The sequence below is a fragment of the Micromonospora sp. CB01531 genome (assembly GCF_001905095.1).
GTDB lineage: Bacteria > Actinomycetota > Actinomycetes > Mycobacteriales > Micromonosporaceae > Micromonospora.
Genome location: NZ_LWLS01000046.1, coordinates 108445 through 125649, shown reverse-complemented (window position 1 = coordinate 125649; position 17205 = coordinate 108445). Strand labels below are relative to the sequence as shown.

The window sequence follows — 17205 nt, the reverse complement described above, 5'->3', positions numbered from 1 at the left end:
GCGGCGGGGGTGAGCCGTGATAGTCGCCAGCATCCTGCTCATCCTCGTCGCGGTCGTGCTCCTGGTGGCCGGGCTGGCCAACGGATCCAGCCCGCTGCTGATCACCTCCATCGCGGTCAGCCTGCTGGCCGCCGTCGCCCTCGTCGCGGGCGCCCGCCAGGCGGCCGCCACCCGGGGCACGGCGGACCGGGTGGCCGGCCCGCGTAACCGCACCCGGACCGGCCCGCCGTTCGGCGCCCGGGTCGGGGAGCCGGAGATCCCGGTCCAGCACATTCCGTCGACGGTCGGCACCGGTGGACCCGGGTGGCGGCAACCACCCGAGTCGCCGGTGACCGATCCGGACGAGGCGCCGGCGGCATACTCCCCGCGCGACCCGTACGCTCCGCCTGTCCCCCGCGAGCCGTCGGCCGACGAGGCCGGTGCCGTGCCGGACGCCCCGGCGCCCACCTCGCCGGCCGCCGACGGCCCGTTCGACGGCGACCCGCCCGCGCAGGACCTGCCGGCGTCGGACGTGGCCCGGCTGGCCGGGCTCGGTGCCGAGGTCCGGGTGGTCGACGGCCACCCCCGCTTCCACCTGCCCGGCTGCCCCCATCTGGTCGGCCGGGACGACGAACCGCTGCCCGTCACCGAGGCGGTCGGGCTCGGCTTCACCCCGTGCGCCCGCTGCGCGCCGGCCACCGTCCTGCTCGCCGACGCCCGGCCGGGCCGACCGGGATGACCATGGATGCCCCGCTCACCGTCGCCGTCCGGGTGAAGCCCGGCGCTGCCCGGGCCCGGGTCGGCGGACGCTTCGACGGCCCGCACGGGCCGGCCCTGGTCATCGCCGTGCACGCCCCCGCTGTGGACGGGCGCGCCACCGAGGCCGCCCGCCGAGCCCTGGCCGACGCCCTCGGCGTCCGGCCGGCGGCGGTCTCCCTGCGCGCCGGCGCGGCCAGCCGGGACAAGCTCTTCCTGGTCGAGCGCCCGGCCGCCGGGCTGGGCGACGTGCTGCGTCGGCTGCGCGACGGATCGGCCGAGTGAGGACCGCCCGGGCCGGCCGCGGATGACCCCCGGGCTCGATCTCGCGCTGCTGCTCGGCGCGGCCGTCCTGCTGGTGGCCGTGGGCGCGGTGCGCGTCTCCACCCGGCTCGGCGTGCCGAGTCTGCTGGTCTACCTCGCGCTGGGCGTGGCGATCGGCGAGGCCGGGCTGGGCATCCGGTTCCATGACGTCGAGCTGACCCGGGTGCTCGGGTTCAGCGCCCTCATCGTGATCATCGCCGAGGGCGGGTTGAGCGCCCGGTGGAGCACACTGCGTCCGGTGCTCGGGATGGCCGCCGCGCTCTCCACGGTCGGCGTGCTGGTCAGCATCCTGGTGGTCGGGCTCGTGGTGCACCTGCTGCTGGGGCTGGACTGGCGGCTGGCCCTGCTCTACGGGGCGGTGCTCTCCTCGACCGACGCGGCGGCGGTCTTCGCCACCCTGCGCCGGTTGCGCCTGCCGCCCCGCCTGGTGGCCACGCTGGAGGCCGAATCGGGCATGAACGACGCCCCCGTGGTGATCGTGGTGCTGCTGCTCTCCCGGGGGGCGACGGCCGCCCATCCGTGGTGGTACGAGGTGCTCCTGGTCGGGTACGAGCTGGGCGTCGGCGCCGCGGTCGGGGTGGCTGCCGGGATCACCGGCCGGTACACGCTGCGCCGGGCGGCGCTCCCGTCGGCCGGCCTCTACCCGATCGCGGTGGTCGGCTTCACGGTGCTGGCCTACGCGGCCGGCGCGGTGCTGCACGCCTCCGGTTTCCTCGCCGTCTACGTGGCCGGGGTGCTGCTCGGCAACGCCCGGCTGCCGCACCGGCAGGCCATCCTCGGCTTCGCCGACGGGCTGGCCTGGCTGGCGCAGATCGGCCTGTTCGTCCTGCTGGGCCTGCTGGTCTCGCCGAGCCGGCTGGACGCGGCGGTGCTGCCGGCCGTGGTCACCGGGCTGGCCCTGCTGCTCCTGGCCCGCCCGCTGTCGGTGGCGGTCTCCGCGCTGCCGTTCCGGCTCCGCCCGCGCGAGCAGCTCTTCCTGTCCTGGGCCGGGCTGCGCGGCGCGGTGCCCATCGTGCTGGCCACCATCCCGCTGTCGGCCCGGGTGCCGGGGGCGGAAAGGCTCTTCGACGCGGTCTTCGTGCTGGTGGTGATCTTCACCTTGCTCCAGGCCGGGACCCTCGCCCCGGCGGCCCGCCGGCTCGGGGTGACCGCGCCGGCCGAGGCGGCCGAGATCCGCGTGGAGACCGCGCCGTTGGAACGGATGCGAGCCGACCTGCTCCAGGTCGAGGTGCCCCCGGGGTCCCGGCTGGGCGGGGTGCACGTGGACGAGCTGCGGCTTCCGGTGGGTGCCTCGGTGACTCTGGTGCTGCGCGACGGAGCGGGCTTCGTGCCCGGCCTGGACACCCGGCTGAAGGTCGGGGACAGCCTGCTGATCGTCGCCACTGCCGAGGTCCGCGACGAGGTGGAGCGACGGCTGCGCGCGGTGAGCCGTCGCGGGAGACTGGCCCGCTGGTTTGGCGAGTACGGCGAGGACCGGGACGGATGATCTGCTAGCGTTCCTTTTGCCCCGATTGGTGGTTGTTCGGGGCTGAATCGCGGTGCGACGGTGCGGCACGTTGTCGGACGCCTGTACGTTCCGTATTCTTGCCACCCTCCGGAGTGCACGGCCCGCGTCGCCGTGCGCCCGTTTTGCAACTGGGGGAGACCCACGCCGGTGTCCCCTGCCCGGGCACCGCCGACCGCCGCGGCACGCGGCCAAGGGAGCTGACGATGGCGAAGCCAGCCGACACCAGGACCGCCGGCCGAAAGCCGGTGGCGAAGGCCACCCGCAGCGCGGCGGAGACCGAGAAGATCCGGGCCGCGCTGGCGGCCCGGCGGGACGAGCTCAACGCCGAGTACGATCAGACGCTGAGCGAGATCACCGAGCTGCAGCGCGATCGGCTGACCGACTCGGCCGGGGACGACCAGGCCGACACCGGCACCAAGACGTTCGAGCGGGAGCAGGAGATCTCCCTCGCCAACAGCATCAAGGAGCGGATCACGCAGGTCGAGCGCGCCCTGGAGCGGCTCGACGAGGGTGGGTACGGCTGGTGCGAGCGGTGCGGCAACCCGATCCCGGTGGAGCGGCTCGCCGCGTTCCCGTCGGCCACCCTCTGCGTGACCTGCAAGCAGCTGGAGGAGCGGCGCTGAGGTCCGCTCCCCGGCGGAACGGAGACGGTGAGGGTCACCGTCGAAAGCGTCGATGGGGAGCAGATGACCGCAGCACCGCCCGCCGGGTCCGGCACCGCTGAGTCACGCGCCGGGGTGTCCCGCCGCAGGGCGATCGGGATCCTCCTCGGCGTCGCCCTGTTCGCGCTGCTCGCCGACCTGGCCACCAAGCAGCTCGCCCTCTCGGAGCTGACCGGCCGGGGGCCGGTGTCCCTGCTCGGCGGCACCGTCTACCTCACCCTCACCCGCAACAGCGGCGCGGCCTGGAGCATCGGCTCCGACCACACCTGGGTTTTCCCGCTGATCACCATCGGCGTGATCGCCTGGATCGGCTGGATGGCGCTGCGACTGCGCTCGCTGCCGTGGGCCGTCTCGCTCGGGCTGGTGCTCGGTGGGGCGCTCGGCAACCTGACCGACCGGATCTTCCGGGCCCCCGGCCACTTCGTCGGCCACGTGGTCGACATGATCAGCCTGTTCGACCCGTACGGGCAGGTCTGGCCGGTGTTCAACCTGGCCGACAGCTCCCTGGTCTGCGGGGTGATCCTGGCCGTGCTGCTGGAGCTGACCGGCCGGCAGCGGGACGGCAGCCGGGCCGGCGCCCGGTCGGCGCAGCAGGCGGACGCCGCCGGGACGGCCACCGGCGGCGAGCAGCGGGAGCGCGCGTGACCTCCGTCTTCGCCACCGGCGGCGACCACCGGTCGCTGCCCGTCCCGGACGGTCTCGAGGGCCTGCGGCTGGACCAGGCCGTGTCCCGGCTGTTCGGGCTCTCCCGGACCGCCGCCGCGGCCCTGGTCGACGCCGGGGACGCGCTGGTCGACGGCGTCGTACGGCCCAACTCGCACAAGGTCAAGGCGGGCTCCTGGCTGGAGGTGACCCTGCCCGCGCCGGCCGCCCCGCCCACCGTCGTGCCGCAGGCCGTGCCGGGCCTGACCGTGGTCCACGCCGACGACGACATCGTGGTGGTGGACAAGCCGGTCGGCGTGGCCGCCCACCCGAGCCCCGGCTGGACCGGGCCGACGGTCATCGGCGCGCTGGCCGCGATCGGCCACCGGATCTCCACCAGCGGCGCCGCCGAGCGGCAGGGCGTGGTGCACCGGCTCGACGTGGGCACCACCGGGATCATGGTGGTGGCCAAGAGCGAGCCGGCGTACACCGCGTTGAAGCGGGCGTTCAAGTACCGCGAGGTGGAGAAGCGCTACCACGCCGTGGTGCAGGGCCACCCGGACCCGCTGCGCGGCACCATCGACGCCCCGATCGACCGGCACCCGCACCACGACTACCGCTGGGCGGTGGTCTCCGGCGGCAAGCCGAGCATCACCCACTACGACACCCTGGAGGCGTTTCCGGCGGCCAGCCTGCTCGACGTCAAGCTGGAGACCGGGCGCACTCACCAGATCCGGGTGCACTTCTCCACCCTCCGGCACCCCTGTGTGGGCGACCTCACCTACGGTGCCGACCCGACCCTGGCGGCCCGCCTCGGGCTGACCCGGCAGTGGCTGCACGCCCGCTCGCTGAGCTTCCTGCACCCACGGACGGCCGAGGAGGTCACCTTCGTCAGCGACTACCCGGACGACCTGGCCCGGGCGCTGGAGACCCTCCGCGACTGACCCGCCGCCATGGACCGCCCGACGAGCAGCCCGCCCGCCGACGTACCGCCGCCGCATCCGCCCCGGCGCGGTCCGGCGCGGTCCAGCCTGCTCACCTGGATCGCGCTGGCCTGCGCGCTGGCGGTACTGGTCGCCGCCGTCTGGGACCGCCGCCGCGAGCCGGTGGGTGACCGCACGGTCGGCGAGGTCACCCGGGTCGGGGTGGCGGAGGGCGACGCCATCCCGGCATATCTGCGGGCCGCCTCCGCCGAACTGGCCGCGCTCGGGCCGCCCGACCCCGGGCCGGGCGACTACGCGCTGGTCTCGTTCGCGGCGTACCTGACGCCGGCGCAGCTGGCCACCGCGCTCGGCGCGACGCCGGTCTCGGCGGTGGTCGCCCGGGTGCCGTTGGCCGGGCGGCAGACCGAGATCGTCCGGATCGCCGCGCTGCGGCTGCCGGACGACGTGGTCGCCGGGATGGCCGAGGTGGCCGCCCGCAAGGACCGGGAGGCCGCCGACTACCGGGCGCGCGCCGCCGCCCCGACCGCCTCCGCCGATCCCGAGCTGCGTCGGGTGTACGACACGGGGGCGGCGGTCTCGGCCGAGGAGGCGGCCGGCTACCGGTCGGGCTGCGCCTGCGTGTACGCCGCAGTGGTGCGGGACGGCCCGTCGGCGCTGCGGGCCCTGGCCACCCGCCCCGGCGTACGGGTGGTCGACCCGGCGCCGGAGGTGCGCCGGCTGGACCGCACGGTGTTCACCCCACCGCTGCCCGAGCAGCGGGACGTGGCCCGGCCGCCGGTCGACACCGGGCTGGCCGCGCCGACCCCCGGCGCCGGCGCGGTGGGCGATTCGTCGGAAGCCGCACCGACGATGCGCGGGTCCGCACCGTCCTCCGGCGGCCCGGCCGCCGGTCCGGGATCCCCGAACCCCGCTCCCACCTCCTGAGACGTGGTCGCCGGCGGCCGTCGTCTGGAGCGACGGTGAGGAGGGCCACCGGGGGGATGTGCGCGCGGGGGTGTGGTTTGAATAGGGTTTCGTTCGTAGCCTGTCAGGCGGAGATCGACGGCTGGGGAGGACGAAGCCTTGGACGGCAGCGAAACCGGCTGGGGTCGGCAGGCTGAGCCGGCACCGCGGTGGCGGGCGCTGCTCGACCGGGCCCGACACGGCGGCCGTGGCGCGGAGCAGATCGACGCCGACCACCGCCCCGCGGAGCCCCCACCCGCCGCCGAGCCGCTGCCGCGGCGCAGCGCCGGCTGGACCGGCCGGGCACCGGCCGTCGGGCGCCTCGCCGAGCCGCCGTACGGCGCCGAGCAGCCGCCCTACCGGGTGGAGGCGACCTACCGGGTGGAGCCGGCCCACCGCCTCGAACCGCGGTACGGCGGCGAGCCGACGTACCGCGCCGAGCCGGAGCCGGGCCACCCGGACGGCCCCGAGCCGTCCTGGCGGGCCGAGCCGAAGTACCGCGCCGAACCGGAGCCGGGCCACCCGGACGGCCCCGAGCCGTCCTGGCGGGCCGAGCCGAAGTACCGCGCCGAACCGGAGCCGGGCCACCCGGACCCGGAGCCGCGCGGCCGGGGCACCGCCTCCGTCGAGCCCCGGTACGGGTTGCCGGAGCCCGGCTACCGGCCCGACCCGCCGCCGGTGGAGTCCCGGTACGCGTTGCTGGACCGGGGCCGCTACCGGCCGGAGAACCACCAGTCGCCGGCGCCGCCCCCACCTGTTCCCGCGCAGCAGCCGCCCGTCGAGGGCTACCCGGCCCGGGTCGAGCCGGCCCGGGTCGAGCCGGCCCGGGTCGAGCCGGCCCGGGTCGAGTGGCGGGCCCCGAAGCCGGATGACGAGGTGGAGCGGGCCGTCGGTGTGCTCCGCCGCGAGCTGGGCCGCCCCCGGGTGCTCGCCTTCGCCAATCCCAAGGGCGGGGTGCACAAGACCACCGCGACCGTGCTCGCCGCGGCCACCGTGGGCAGCGTCCGTGGCCGCGGCGTCCTCGCCTGGGACGACAACGAGCTGCGCGGCACCCTCGGCCTGCGGGCCGGCAGCGCCCGGCACGCCCGCACCATCCGGCACCTGATCCACGATCTCGCCCAGATCGAGATCCTGGAGGGCGCCACCCTGCTGGAGCACCTCGACGACTACCTGCGGCACGCCTCCGACGGCTCGTACGACGTGCTGGCCGGGGAGGAGAGCCCCCGGTTCGCCCAGCGGCTGGACCAGTTCACCGTCAAGCGGGTGTTGGAGCTGCTGCGGCGTACCCACGAGGTGGTCTGCGTGGACACCGGCAACAACGTGGAGAGCCCGAACTGGCGTACCGTCATGCAGGCCGCCGACCAGCTCGTGGTGACCACCGTGCCCCGCGAGGACGCCGCGTTCAGTGCGGACTGGATGCTCGACCTGCTGCACGAGGTGGGGATGGGCGAGCTGGCTGACAACGCGGTGACCCTGATCTCCTGCCCGACGCCGCGGCGTACCTCGATCCAGGACGACCTGGAACGGCACTTCGCCACCCGGACCCGGGCGGTCACCGTGGTGCCCTACGACCCGGCGCTGGAGACCGGCTCCTCGATCGACTACCACCAGCTCCAGGCGGAGACCCGGCAGGCGTGGCTCAAGGCCGTCGCGGTGATGCTGGAGCCGTTCGCCCGCTGACCGCCACCGCCGCCCCGCGCCGGCCCGCCGCCTGAGAGGATCACCGGGTGAGTCCGGACACCCCTGATCCCGAGCGGGCCGCCGACCGTGCCGGCGCGCCCGACGACGCCGCACGTCCGTCCGGCGGACCGGAGCCTTCCACCCGACCCGAGCCGGCCACCGACCAGCCGGCGGACACGTCCGACGGGGCCCGGCCGGCCGACGCCGTGACCGCGCCCGGCGCGGACCAGCTCGCCGGGCATCCGGACGTGGTCGGTGCCGAGCCCGGGGAGACCCCGGTGGCCGTCGGCGGCGGTGGCCGGCTCAAGGTGGCCCGGACCACCCTCGCCGCCGCGGTCCTGCTGGCCGTGCTGGGCGCGCCCCTCGGGCTGCTCTGGGCAGGGGTGGCCCCCGGCACCCCGGTGCAGAAGACCGCCGGCGGCGCCATCTACGCCACCCCGCAGCCGGAGCAGCCGATCGCCGCCGACGGCTGGTTCAGCCTGCTCGGGCTCGGCTTCGGGGTGCTCGCCGCGATCGCGCTGTGGCTCCTGCTGCGCGGCCGGCGCGGCCCGGTCGGCCTGTTCGCCGGGACCCTCGGCGGCCTCGGCGCCGCCCTGGTGGCCTGGCAGGTCGGCCGCCGGATCGGGCTCGGCGCCTACCACCGGCTGCTGGCCACCGCGCCGGACGGGACGGTCTTCACCAAGCCCGCCGACCTGCGGGCCGGCGGGATCGACTGGTTGCTCGGGCTGCTGCCCGTGCCGTACGGCAACCTGCTCCTGCCCGCGTTCGGCGCGGCCGTGACGTACACCCTGCTGGCCGGCTGGTCGCGGTGGCCGTCGCTGCGCCCGGAGCCGGAGCTGGACGACGGCTGGCCGCCGGGCGGCCCGGAGCTCAGTTCGGCACCGGGGGACCCGCCAGCTCGCTGAGCGGCACCGGCACAGCCCGGACCTCGCGCAGCAGCGCCGTCTCCCGGTGGAGCAGTTGAAGCTCGGCCCGGAGCCGGGCGGCGGTGTCGTCGATGGCGAGCAGCCGCTGCCGGTCGGCGACGGTCAGCGCGGCGGTCGCGGCGACCAGGTGCGACAGCACCGTGGGATCCTCCGGCAGCTGCTCGGAGATCTCCTGCGGGTCCGGCCGGATCAGCCCGAGATACTGCCGGAAGACCGAGATCACCCGGGCGGCCAGCAGGTCGGCTACCTCGTCGGTGCCGGCCGGCTCGGGCAGCCACTCCACCTCGGCGGTCAGGTACGGCGTGGCGCCCGCGTCGACGCCGGCGATGCGGAACCGCCGCCGGCCCACGGTGACGATGTCGAACCCGCCGTCGGCCAGCTCGGTGACCTGCCGCAGCTCCGCGGTGCAGCCCACCTCGTGCAGCGTGACCTGCCCGCCGCCGAGGGTCGGCCGGCCCGGCGGCCCGGCGGCGACCTCCCAGCCGGCCTGGATCGCCACCACCCCGAACTCCCGGGGCGCGCCCTCCGGCAGCCCGACCAGGTGGCGCACCAGCGCCCGGTAGCGCTCCTCGAAGATGTGCAGCGGCAGGACCAGCCCAGGGAACAGGACCGTCCCGAGCGGGAACACCGGCAGCCGTGCGCTCACGCGTCCGAGGGTAGTCGGACCGGGCACCATCCCGCGTGTCCCGGCTCACCGTCCCGGCCTGCGGGCGGCGCGGGTCGGCTCCGGGGCGGCGGCCTAGACTCGCAAGGGTGCTGAACCGGATCGACCTGCGTGGCGTCGTGCGCGACCCGCGCCGGCTGCTGCCCCGTGCCCAGCTCGACGTCTCGGTGGCCGTCGAGCGGATCCGCCCCCTGGTGGAGGCGGTCCGGGAGCATGGGTACCCAGCGATCCGGGAGGCGAGCGAACGGTTCGACGGGATCTCCCCGGAGCGCCTGCGGGTGCCGGTGGAGACGATCCGCGCGGCGGAGGGCGGCCTCGACCCCCAGGTGCGCGCCGCCCTGCTGGAGTCCATCACCCGGGCCCGCAAGGTCCACGCCGACCAGCGCCGCGCCGACCACACCACCCAGGTGGTGCCGGGCGGCACGGTGACCGAGCGCTGGGTGCCGGTCGACCGGGTCGGCCTGTACGTGCCGGGCGGCCTGGCCATGTATCCGTCGACCGTGGTGATGAACGTCGTCCCCGCCCAGGCGGCCGGGGTCCGCTCGCTGGTGGTGGTGAGCCCGCCGCAGAAGGACAACGGCGGCCTGCCCGACCAGCGGGTCCTCGCGGCCTGCGCGCTGCTCGGCGTCGACGAGGTCTACGCGGTCGGCGGCGCCCAGGCGGTGGCCATGCTCGCGTACGGCGCGACCGTCGACCCGGACGGCGCCGAGCGCTGCGTACCGGTCGACATGATCACCGGCCCGGGCAACATCTGGGTCACCGCCGCGAAGCGGCTGCTGCGCGGCGTGGTCGGCATCGACGCCGAGGCCGGCCCGACCGAGATCGCCATCCTGGCCGACGACACCGCCAACCCGGTGCACGTCGCCGCCGACCTGATCAGCCAGGCCGAGCACGACCCCCTGGCGGCGAGCGTGCTGGTCACGCCGTCGGTGGCGCTCGCCGACGCGGTCGACGCGGAGTTGGCCCGGCAGGTGTCGGCGGCCAAGCACGCCGAGCGGATCGACACCGCGCTGCGCGGGGAGCAGAGCGGGGTGGTCCTGGTCGACGACCTCGAGGCGGGGCTGCGGGTGGTCGACGCGTACGCGGCCGAGCACCTGGAGATCCAGACCGCGCAGGCCCGCGAGTGGGCGATGCGGGTGCGCAACGCCGGGGCGATCTTCGTCGGCGCCTGGTCGCCGGTGTCGCTCGGCGACTACTGCGCCGGTTCCAACCACGTGCTGCCCACCGGCGGCTGCGCCCGGCACTCGTCCGGCCTGTCCGTGCAGTCCTTCCTGCGCGGCATCCACCTGGTGGAATACAGCCAGGAGGCGCTGCGCGAGGTGGCTCCGCACGTGGTCACCCTGGCCACCGTCGAGGACCTGCCGGCCCACGGCCAGGCGGTCAGCGCGCGCTTCCCGGGGGACGGCTCGTGAGCGAGCGCAGCGAGCTCAGCCCGCACCGGCCGCCGGCCGGCCCCGAGCGAACCGAGGTGGCGGCATGAGTGGGCTCGACGATCTGCCGATCCGCGATGACCTGCGGGGCCTGCGGCCGTACGGAGCGCCGCAGCTCGACGTGCCGGTCCGGCTGAACACCAACGAGAACTCCTACCCGGTGCCCGAGCCGGTGGCGGACGCCATCGCCAAGGCCCTCGCGGCCGAGCTGCGCGACCTCAACCGCTACCCGGACCGGAACGCGGTCGCGCTCCGCGCCGACCTGGCGGCGTACCTGGGCCACGGGCTCACCGTCGACCAGGTGTGGGCGGCCAACGGCTCCAACGAGATCCAGCAGCAACTGCTCCAGGCGTTCGGCGGCCCCGGGCGCAGCGCGCTCGGCTTCACCCCGGCGTACTCGATGCACCCGCTGCTCGCGCTCGGCACCGGCACCGGCTGGATCCCGGCCGCCCGCGGCGTCGACTTCGGCCTCACCGCCGACGAGGCGGTCGCCCAGGTCCGGGCGCACCGGCCCGACGTGGTCTTCCTCTGCTCGCCGAACAACCCGACCGGCACCGCGCTGGACCCGGCCGTGGTCGCCGCGGTGCTCGCCGAGGCGCCCGGCATGGTGATCGTGGACGAGGCGTACGCCGAGTTCGCCCGGCCCGGCACGGTGAGCGCGCTGGCCGTGCTGCCCGACCACCCGCGGCTGGTGGTCACCCGGACCATGAGCAAGGCGTTCGGGTTCGCCGGCGGGCGGCTCGGCTACCTGGCCGCCGACCCGGCCGTGGTGCAGGCGGTGCAGCTCGTCCGGCTGCCGTACCACCTCTCCGCGCTCACCCAGTCCGCCGCCCGCGCGGCCCTGGCGCATCGCGACGCCCTGCTCGGCACGGTCGCCGCGATCATGGAGCAGCGCGACCGGATCGTCGCCGAGCTGCGGGCCCGCGACCACCGGGTCGCCGACAGCGACGCCAACTTCGTGCTCTTCGAGGTCGGCGGTGACCAGGCCGTCGCCTGGCGCACCCTGCTCGACGCCGGTGTGCTGGTCCGCGACGTCGGCCTGCCCGGCTGGCTGCGGGTCACCGCCGGCACCCCCGCCGAGACCGACGCCTTCCTCGCCGCGATGGAGAAGCTCTCGTGAGCGCGCGGGGCGTGCGGCGGACGAGGCCCGCAGTCGCGACCGAGAGGCAGGCAATGAGTCGTACCGCCCGGGTGGAGCGGATCACCAAGGAGACCAAGGTCCTCGTCGAGATCGACCTCGACGGCACCGGCAAGGCCGACATCGAGACCGGCGTCGGCTTCTACGACCACATGCTCCACCAGATCGCCCGGCACGGTGGCTTCGACCTGACCGTGCACACCGTCGGCGACCTGGAGATCGACGCCCACCACACCATGGAGGACACCGCGCTCGCCCTGGGCGCCGCGTTCGACCAGGCGTTGGGGGACAAGGCCGGCATCCGGCGGTACGGCTCGGCCACCGTGCCGATGGACGAGGTCCTGGTCCGGGCCGCGGTCGACCTCTCCGGCCGGCCGTACGTGGTGCACGACGAGCCGCCGCTCGCCCCGTACATCGGCCCGGTCTACCCGACCAGCATGACCCGGCACATCTGGGAGTCGTTCGGCCAGGCGGCCCGGATCACCCTGCACGTGGACGTGCTGCGGGCGGCCCGCCCCGGCGGCCACCCGGACGCCCACCACGTGGTCGAGGCCCAGTTCAAGGCGGTGTCCCGGGCGTTGCGCGAGGCCACCGCGATCGACCCGCGCAACGCCGGGGCGATCCCGAGCACGAAGGGCGCACTCTGATGGGGGCGGCACTGCCGACGCTGTTGCTGATCCTGGCCGGGGTGCTGGTCGGCGGGACATGGTCGCTCTACCGCCAGGGCGCGCCGCGCGGCGCCGTGGTGATCACCGGGCTGCTCGCCGCCCTGGCCACCGCCGGCGGGCTGCTCTGGCTGCTACCCGGGGACGGCGCATGAGCGAGGGCGGAGTGCCGGCATGAGCAAGCGGATTGTGGTGCTCGACTACGGCTCGGGCAACCTGCGGTCGGCCGAACGCGCCCTGGAGCGGGCCGGTGCGGACGTCACCGTGACCGACGACCTGACCGCCGCCGCCGAGGCGGACGGCCTGGTGGTGCCGGGTGTCGGCGCGTACGCCGCCTGCATGGCCGGGATCGAGGCGCTCGGCGCCGGCCCGGTCATCGCCGAGCGGGTGGCGGCCGGCCGCCCGGTCCTGGGCATCTGCGTAGGGATGCAGGTTCTCTTCGAGCACGGCGACGAGCACGGCGTGGTGACCAAGGGGCTCGGGCTGCTGCCCGGCGGGGTGACCCGGCTGCCCGCCGAGCGGTTGCCGCACATGGGCTGGAACACCGTCCGCCCGCCGGCGGGCTCGGTGCTCTTCGCCGGCCTGCCGGCCGACGCCCGGTTCTACTTCGTCCACTCGTACGGGGTGACGGACACCGCCGGGCTGGCCGCTGCCGGGGCGACGGTGACCACCGCCGAGCACGGGACCGAGTTCGTCGCGGCCGTGGAGCGGGGTCCGCTGGCGGCGGCCCAGTTCCACCCGGAGAAGTCGGCCGACACCGGCGCCACCCTGCTGCGCAACTGGCTCACGGCACTGTGAGCGCGGGGAGTGAGCCGGGTTTGCGAGCCCCGCAGTCGCGAACCGAGGGCGGCATTGTGAGCGCGAGGAGTGAGCCGGGTTTGCGAGCCCTACGGCCGCGAGCGGCGGTGGACCGGTGAGCAAGGAGCGGGCCCGCCGCCGGGAAGCCCGCGAGGCGCAACTGGAGGTCGAGCGTGCCCTCCGCCGCCGCCGGGCGGCCCGCCGGGAGCGGCGGCGCGCCCTGGTACGCCGGCTGACGCCGCAGCTGCGGCGCGGCCGGACCGGCCGGCTGAGGCGGCACACCCGGGGCGAGCGGGCGGCGATCGTGCTGCTCACCGGGGTGGCGCTGGCCGGCATCTGGACTTTCGTGGACGACCTGGCGCTGCGGCTGGCGCTGGTCGTGTTGTTGCTGCTGGTGCTGCCGGCGATCGTGGTGATCGCCCTGGACCGTCGTACCTGATGCGAGGAGAAGTGCTGTGAGCCTCACCCTGTTGCCCGCTGTGGACGTCGCCGACGGTCGGGCCGTCCGGCTCGTGCAGGGCGCCGCCGGCAGCGAGACCGCGTACGGCGACCCGATGGAGGCGGCCCTCGCGTGGCAGTCCGACGGTGCGGAGTGGATCCACCTGGTCGACCTGGACGCCGCCTTCGGTCGGGGCACCAACGCGCACCTGCTCGCCGAGGTGGTCCGGCAGCTCGATGTGAAGGTCGAGCTCTCCGGCGGGATCCGGGACGACGAGTCGCTGCAGGCGGCGTTGGGCACCGGGGCGGCCCGGGTCAACATCGGCACCGCCGCGCTGGAGGACCCGCAGTGGTGCGACCGGATCTGCGGCGAGTACGGCGACCGGGTGGCGATCGGGCTGGACGTGCGCGGCCGTACGCTCTCCGCGCGCGGCTGGACCCGCGACGGCGGTGACCTGTGGGAGGTGCTGGAGCGGCTGGACAAGGCCGGCGCCTCCCGGTATGTGGTCACCGACATCACCAAGGACGGCACCATGCGCGGGCCGAACCTGGACCTGCTGCGCGAGGTCTGCTCCCGCACCGACGCGCCGGTGATCGCCTCCGGCGGCGTCTCCACCCTGGACGACCTGCGCGCCCTGGCCGCCCTGGAGCCGGTGGGCGTGGAGGGCGTGATCGCCGGCAAGGCGTTCTACGCCGGGGCGTTCACCGTCGCCGAGGCCCTGGCCACGCTGCGGGCCGCGGCGTGACCTCCCCGGTCGGCACCCGCCTCGGCTCCGGCGGGCCGTGGGAGGACCGGTTCGGCTATTCGCGGGTGGTCCGGGTCGGGAACCTGGCCATCACCGCTGGCTGCACCTCGACGGTCGACGGGCAGGTGGCGCACGTGGGGGACGCCGCGGCCCAGACCGCGCAGGCGCTGCGGATCGGCTTGGACGCACTCGCCGAGGTGGGCGCCGGGCCGGCCAACGTCATCCGGACCCGGATGTACGTGACCGACCGGCGCCACGCCGACGAGGTCGGCCGGGCCCACAACGCGGTGTTCGGGGCGGTCCGCCCGGTGGCGACGATGGTCGTGGTGGCCGGGCTGATCGACCCGGAGCAGCTGGTCGAGGTGGAGCTGGAGGCGTACCTCTCCTGATGAGCACCAACCGCGAGATCCACCTGGCCTCCCGCCCGCAGGGCTGGCCGACCGCCGACAACTTCCGCCTCGTGGAGACCGAGGTGCCCACCCCGGGCCCCGGGCAGCTGGTGGTCCGCAACCGGTTCATCTCGGTCGACCCGTACATGCGCGGCCGGATGAACGACGTCAAGTCGTACCTGCCCCCGTTCGCCCTCGACGCCCCGCTCGACGGCGGCGCGGTCGGCGAGGTGATGACCAGCGAGGCCGACGGGTTCGCGCCCGGCGACACCGTGCTGCACGGCCTCGGTTGGCGCGAGTACGCGCTGGTCGACGCGAAGGCCGCCCGCCAGGTCGACCCGAACCTCGCCCCGCTGAGCGCCTACCTGGGCGTGCTCGGCATGACCGGGCTGACCGCGTACGCCGGCCTGCTCGACGTGGCCGCCATGAAGCCCGGCGAGACCGTCTTCGTCTCCGGCGCGGCCGGCGCGGTCGGCAGCATGGTCGGCCAGATCGCCAAGCTGCGCGGCGCGGCCCGGGTGGTCGGCAGCGCCGGCTCGCCGGGCAAGGTCGAGCGGCTCAGGTCGCTCGGCTTCGACGCCGCCTTCGACTACCACGACGGCCCGGTCCGGGACGCCCTGCGGACCGCCGCGCCCGACGGCGTCGACGTGTACTTCGACAACGTCGGCGGCGAGCACCTGGAGGCCGCGATCGGGGCGATGAACCCGCATGGCCGGGCCGCGATCTGCGGCATGATCGCCCAGTACAACGCCACCGAGCCGCCCGCCGCGCCGCGCAACCTGGCGCTGTTGATCGGCAAGCGGCTCACCCTGCGCGGCTTCCTGGTCGGCGACCACGGTCACCTGCGCGAGCAGTTCGTCCAGGAGACGGCCGGCTGGCTGCGCGCCGGGAAGATCGCTTACGACGAGACGGTGGTCAACGGCATCGAGCACGCCCCGGCGGCGTTCCTCGGCATGCTGCGCGGCGAGAACCTGGGCAAGATGCTGGTCCGGCTGTGAGGCAGGACCGGGCCCCTGCACAAGGAGCCCGGTAGTGGAGGGGCCCGGCCAGCACCGTGGTCGGCCTCACAGGCCGGCCGCTGCCGGAAACGGGGAAGGATAGGCTCGCGACATGACGGTGGCGGTACGGGTGATCCCCTGTCTGGACGTGGACGCCGGACGGGTGGTCAAGGGGGTCAACTTCGTCGACCTCCGGGACGCCGGCGACCCGGTCGAGCTGGCGGCCGCGTACGACCGGGGCGGCGCGGACGAGCTGACCTTCCTCGACGTCACCGCGTCCGTCAGCGACCGGGGAACCATGCTCGACGTGGTCCGGCGCACCGCCGAGTCGGTCTTCATCCCGCTCACCGTCGGCGGCGGCGTACGCACGGTCGCCGACGTCGACACGCTGCTGCGGGCGGGCGCGGACAAGGTCGGCGTGAACACCGCCGCGATCGCCCGGCCGGAGCTGATCGCCGAGATCGCCGACCGGTTCGGCCGGCAGGTGCTGGTGCTCTCCCTCGACGTGCGGCGGGCGCCGGACGGCACCACGCCGAGCGGCTTCGAGGTGACCACCCACGGCGGCCGCCGGGGCACCGGCCTCGATGCGGTCGAGTGGGCCCGGCGCGGCGCCGAGCTGGGTGCGGGGGAGATCCTGCTCAACTCGATGGACGCCGACGGGACCAAGGCCGGCTTCGACCTGCCGCTGATCCAGGCTGTCCGGGCGGCCGTCGACGTGCCGGTGATCGCGAGCGGCGGCGCCGGCGCGGTGGCGCACTTCCCGCCGGCGATCGGCGCGGGCGCCGACGCGGTGCTCGCGGCCAGCGTCTTCCACTTCGGCGAGCTGACCGTCGGCGAGGTCAAGGACGCCCTGCGCACCGCCGGCCACCCGGTCCGCTGACCCACCCACCGGCCCGCCCCTGACCGGACCCGGGTCGCCGAGCTGGCGGTGTCATGCCGGCCCGGATGCCGCCAGGTCGCCGATGTAGCGGTATCGCGCCGGTCCGGACACCGCCAGGTGGCCGCGCTGGCGCGGTCAAAGGAGGCGGCGGGTTCAGGGGCGGCCGGAATGGCCCTCGGGGGAACGGCGCGGCATCGGGATCGACCGGACCACGTACTCCTGGACGGCGGCGGCGTGGTCGTCCTCGGCGAGGCTCCAGTCGGACGTGCCCGGCGTGTGCCGGCGGGTCAGCACGCCCTGCACGGTGTCCACGGTGGTCCCCAGCCCAGCGCTCGGCCGGGTGCGCCACAGCTGCTCGCCGTCCGGGGTGATCCGGAACCAGCCGTCGGAGACGGTGACCAGGCCCGCGCCGAGCAGCCGGCGGACGGCGCCCTCGACCTCGTCCCGCTCTGGGATGGACCGGTTGAGGTGGTCGGCGGTGGAGAGGACATCAGCCAGGCGGACACCCTCCGGACGCCGGGTGGTGGCCGCCCGGCGGTGCCGTCCGGCACCGCTCGCGATCACCAGCGAGACGAAGATCCAGGCGTCGGTCCAGCGCCATCCGTTCTCCCCCATGAACGAATGATGCCCGGCGTTGCCGGCGGAGAAAACACCTGGTTTCGACGCCGGACGTCGGCGCAGCTCAGCCGGGGTGCGG

At 75.3% G+C, this 17205-nt stretch carries 21 protein-coding genes; 19 read left to right on the top strand and 2 right to left on the bottom strand.

Going from position 1 to position 17205, the window contains the following annotated elements; translation table 11 throughout:
- The first annotated feature begins 16 nt into the window (after nt 1–16).
- The 9 genes from A6A27_RS07965 to A6A27_RS07925 all read left to right on the top strand — a co-directional run bounded on the left by A6A27_RS07965 (nt 17) and on the right by A6A27_RS07925 (nt 8341).
- Complete coding sequence (locus tag A6A27_RS07965; protein ID WP_073833893.1) at nt 17–718, top strand: hypothetical protein; 702 nt, start codon at nt 17–19, stop codon at nt 716–718.
- Complete coding sequence (locus A6A27_RS07960) at nt 715–1020, top strand: DUF167 domain-containing protein (protein WP_073833892.1); 306 nt, start codon at nt 715–717, stop codon at nt 1018–1020. Before A6A27_RS07965 ends, A6A27_RS07960 begins: the two co-directional genes overlap by 4 nt.
- Nucleotides 1021–1042: 22 nt before the next feature.
- Entirely contained in the window at nt 1043–2545 is a 1503-nt protein-coding gene (locus tag A6A27_RS07955; protein WP_073833891.1) for a potassium/proton antiporter, read from the top strand.
- 224 nt (nt 2546–2769) lie between these two features.
- Nucleotides 2770–3189, top strand: coding sequence for a TraR/DksA family transcriptional regulator (locus A6A27_RS07950; protein ID WP_018785248.1), 420 nt, complete (start codon nt 2770–2772; stop codon nt 3187–3189).
- A gap of 63 nt (nt 3190–3252) precedes the next feature.
- Entirely contained in the window at nt 3253–3873 is a 621-nt protein-coding gene (gene lspA, locus A6A27_RS07945) for a signal peptidase II (RefSeq protein ID WP_073833946.1), read from the top strand.
- Nucleotides 3870–4814: an RluA family pseudouridine synthase gene (locus A6A27_RS07940; protein WP_073833890.1), complete on the top strand. Its 945-nt coding sequence runs from the start codon at nt 3870–3872 to the stop codon at nt 4812–4814. Before lspA ends, A6A27_RS07940 begins: the two co-directional genes overlap by 4 nt.
- A gap of 9 nt (nt 4815–4823) precedes the next feature.
- On the top strand, nt 4824–5738 hold the full coding sequence (locus tag A6A27_RS07935) for a hypothetical protein (RefSeq protein WP_073833889.1): 915 nt from the start codon (nt 4824–4826) through the stop codon (nt 5736–5738).
- A 138-nt stretch (nt 5739–5876) separates the two neighbouring features.
- Entirely contained in the window at nt 5877–7436 is a 1560-nt protein-coding gene (locus A6A27_RS07930) for an AAA family ATPase (RefSeq protein WP_073833888.1), read from the top strand.
- A 47-nt stretch (nt 7437–7483) separates the two neighbouring features.
- Nucleotides 7484–8341, top strand: a complete 858-nt coding sequence (locus A6A27_RS07925; protein WP_073833887.1) for a hypothetical protein — start codon at nt 7484–7486, stop codon at nt 8339–8341.
- Here A6A27_RS07925 and A6A27_RS07920 read toward each other — a convergent pair.
- The gene (locus tag A6A27_RS07920) at nt 8307–9008 is read right to left on the bottom strand and encodes an LON peptidase substrate-binding domain-containing protein (RefSeq protein WP_073833886.1); all 702 of its coding nucleotides are present in this window, start codon (nt 9006–9008) and stop codon (nt 8307–8309) included. The two genes, A6A27_RS07925 and A6A27_RS07920, sit on opposite strands and share 35 nt — an antisense overlap.
- 107 nt (nt 9009–9115) lie before the next feature.
- On the opposite strand from A6A27_RS07920, the gene hisD reads away from it, so the two are divergent.
- The 10 genes from hisD to hisF all read left to right on the top strand — a co-directional run bounded on the left by hisD (nt 9116) and on the right by hisF (nt 16508).
- Nucleotides 9116–10438, top strand: a complete 1323-nt coding sequence (gene hisD / locus A6A27_RS07915) for a histidinol dehydrogenase (RefSeq protein ID WP_073833885.1) — start codon at nt 9116–9118, stop codon at nt 10436–10438.
- 64 nt (nt 10439–10502) lie between these two features.
- Nucleotides 10503–11576, top strand: a complete 1074-nt coding sequence (locus A6A27_RS07910) for a histidinol-phosphate transaminase (RefSeq protein ID WP_073833884.1) — start codon at nt 10503–10505, stop codon at nt 11574–11576.
- 53 nt (nt 11577–11629) lie between these two features.
- A complete protein-coding gene (gene hisB / locus A6A27_RS07905; protein ID WP_073833883.1) occupies nt 11630–12241 on the top strand; it encodes an imidazoleglycerol-phosphate dehydratase HisB in 612 nt (203 codons plus the stop codon).
- A complete protein-coding gene (locus tag A6A27_RS44890) occupies nt 12241–12414 on the top strand; it encodes a hypothetical protein (protein ID WP_198940227.1) in 174 nt (57 codons plus the stop codon). Before hisB ends, A6A27_RS44890 begins: the two co-directional genes overlap by 1 nt.
- A gap of 19 nt (nt 12415–12433) precedes the next feature.
- Nucleotides 12434–13057, top strand: coding sequence for an imidazole glycerol phosphate synthase subunit HisH (gene hisH, locus A6A27_RS07900; protein ID WP_073833882.1), 624 nt, complete (start codon nt 12434–12436; stop codon nt 13055–13057).
- A 115-nt stretch (nt 13058–13172) separates the two neighbouring features.
- Entirely contained in the window at nt 13173–13496 is a 324-nt protein-coding gene (locus tag A6A27_RS07895) for a hypothetical protein (protein WP_073833881.1), read from the top strand.
- A gap of 16 nt (nt 13497–13512) precedes the next feature.
- The gene (gene priA, locus A6A27_RS07890; protein ID WP_073833880.1) at nt 13513–14241 is read left to right on the top strand and encodes a bifunctional 1-(5-phosphoribosyl)-5-((5-phosphoribosylamino)methylideneamino)imidazole-4-carboxamide isomerase/phosphoribosylanthranilate isomerase PriA; all 729 of its coding nucleotides are present in this window, start codon (nt 13513–13515) and stop codon (nt 14239–14241) included.
- The gene (locus A6A27_RS07885) at nt 14238–14630 is read left to right on the top strand and encodes a RidA family protein (RefSeq protein WP_073833879.1); all 393 of its coding nucleotides are present in this window, start codon (nt 14238–14240) and stop codon (nt 14628–14630) included. Before priA ends, A6A27_RS07885 begins: the two co-directional genes overlap by 4 nt.
- Entirely contained in the window at nt 14630–15628 is a 999-nt protein-coding gene (locus A6A27_RS07880; protein ID WP_073833878.1) for an NADP-dependent oxidoreductase, read from the top strand. Before A6A27_RS07885 ends, A6A27_RS07880 begins: the two co-directional genes overlap by 1 nt.
- A gap of 112 nt (nt 15629–15740) precedes the next feature.
- The gene (hisF, locus tag A6A27_RS07875) at nt 15741–16508 is read left to right on the top strand and encodes an imidazole glycerol phosphate synthase subunit HisF (RefSeq protein ID WP_073833877.1); all 768 of its coding nucleotides are present in this window, start codon (nt 15741–15743) and stop codon (nt 16506–16508) included.
- 153 nt (nt 16509–16661) lie between these two features.
- Here hisF and A6A27_RS07870 read toward each other — a convergent pair whose 3' ends face one another.
- Complete coding sequence (locus tag A6A27_RS07870; protein ID WP_073833876.1) at nt 16662–17123, bottom strand: hypothetical protein; 462 nt, start codon at nt 17121–17123, stop codon at nt 16662–16664.
- Nucleotides 17124–17205: the final 82 nt, after the last annotated feature.

Excerpts from the sequence above, each read along its gene's own strand:
- A6A27_RS07960 (WP_073833892.1), top strand. The coding sequence starts at position 715 with ATGACCATGGATGCCCCGCTCACCGTCGCCGTCCGGGTGAAGCCCGGC.
- lspA (WP_073833946.1), top strand. The coding sequence starts at position 3,253 with ATGACCGCAGCACCGCCCGCCGGGTCCGGCACCGCTGAGTCACGCGCC.
- hisH (WP_073833882.1), top strand. The coding sequence starts at position 12,434 with ATGAGCAAGCGGATTGTGGTGCTCGACTACGGCTCGGGCAACCTGCGG.
- hisF (WP_073833877.1), top strand. The coding sequence starts at position 15,741 with ATGACGGTGGCGGTACGGGTGATCCCCTGTCTGGACGTGGACGCCGGA.
- A6A27_RS07935 (WP_073833889.1), top strand. The coding sequence starts at position 4,824 with ATGGACCGCCCGACGAGCAGCCCGCCCGCCGACGTACCGCCGCCGCAT.
- A6A27_RS07955 (WP_073833891.1), top strand. The coding sequence starts at position 1,043 with ATGACCCCCGGGCTCGATCTCGCGCTGCTGCTCGGCGCGGCCGTCCTG.
- hisB (WP_073833883.1), top strand. The coding sequence starts at position 11,630 with ATGAGTCGTACCGCCCGGGTGGAGCGGATCACCAAGGAGACCAAGGTC.
- A6A27_RS44890 (WP_198940227.1), top strand. The coding sequence starts at position 12,241 with ATGGGGGCGGCACTGCCGACGCTGTTGCTGATCCTGGCCGGGGTGCTG.
- A6A27_RS07910 (WP_073833884.1), top strand. The coding sequence starts at position 10,503 with ATGAGTGGGCTCGACGATCTGCCGATCCGCGATGACCTGCGGGGCCTG.
- A6A27_RS07880 (WP_073833878.1), top strand. The coding sequence starts at position 14,630 with ATGAGCACCAACCGCGAGATCCACCTGGCCTCCCGCCCGCAGGGCTGG.
- A6A27_RS07950 (WP_018785248.1), top strand. The coding sequence starts at position 2,770 with ATGGCGAAGCCAGCCGACACCAGGACCGCCGGCCGAAAGCCGGTGGCG.
- A6A27_RS07870 (WP_073833876.1), bottom strand. The coding sequence starts at position 17,123 with ATGGGGGAGAACGGATGGCGCTGGACCGACGCCTGGATCTTCGTCTCG.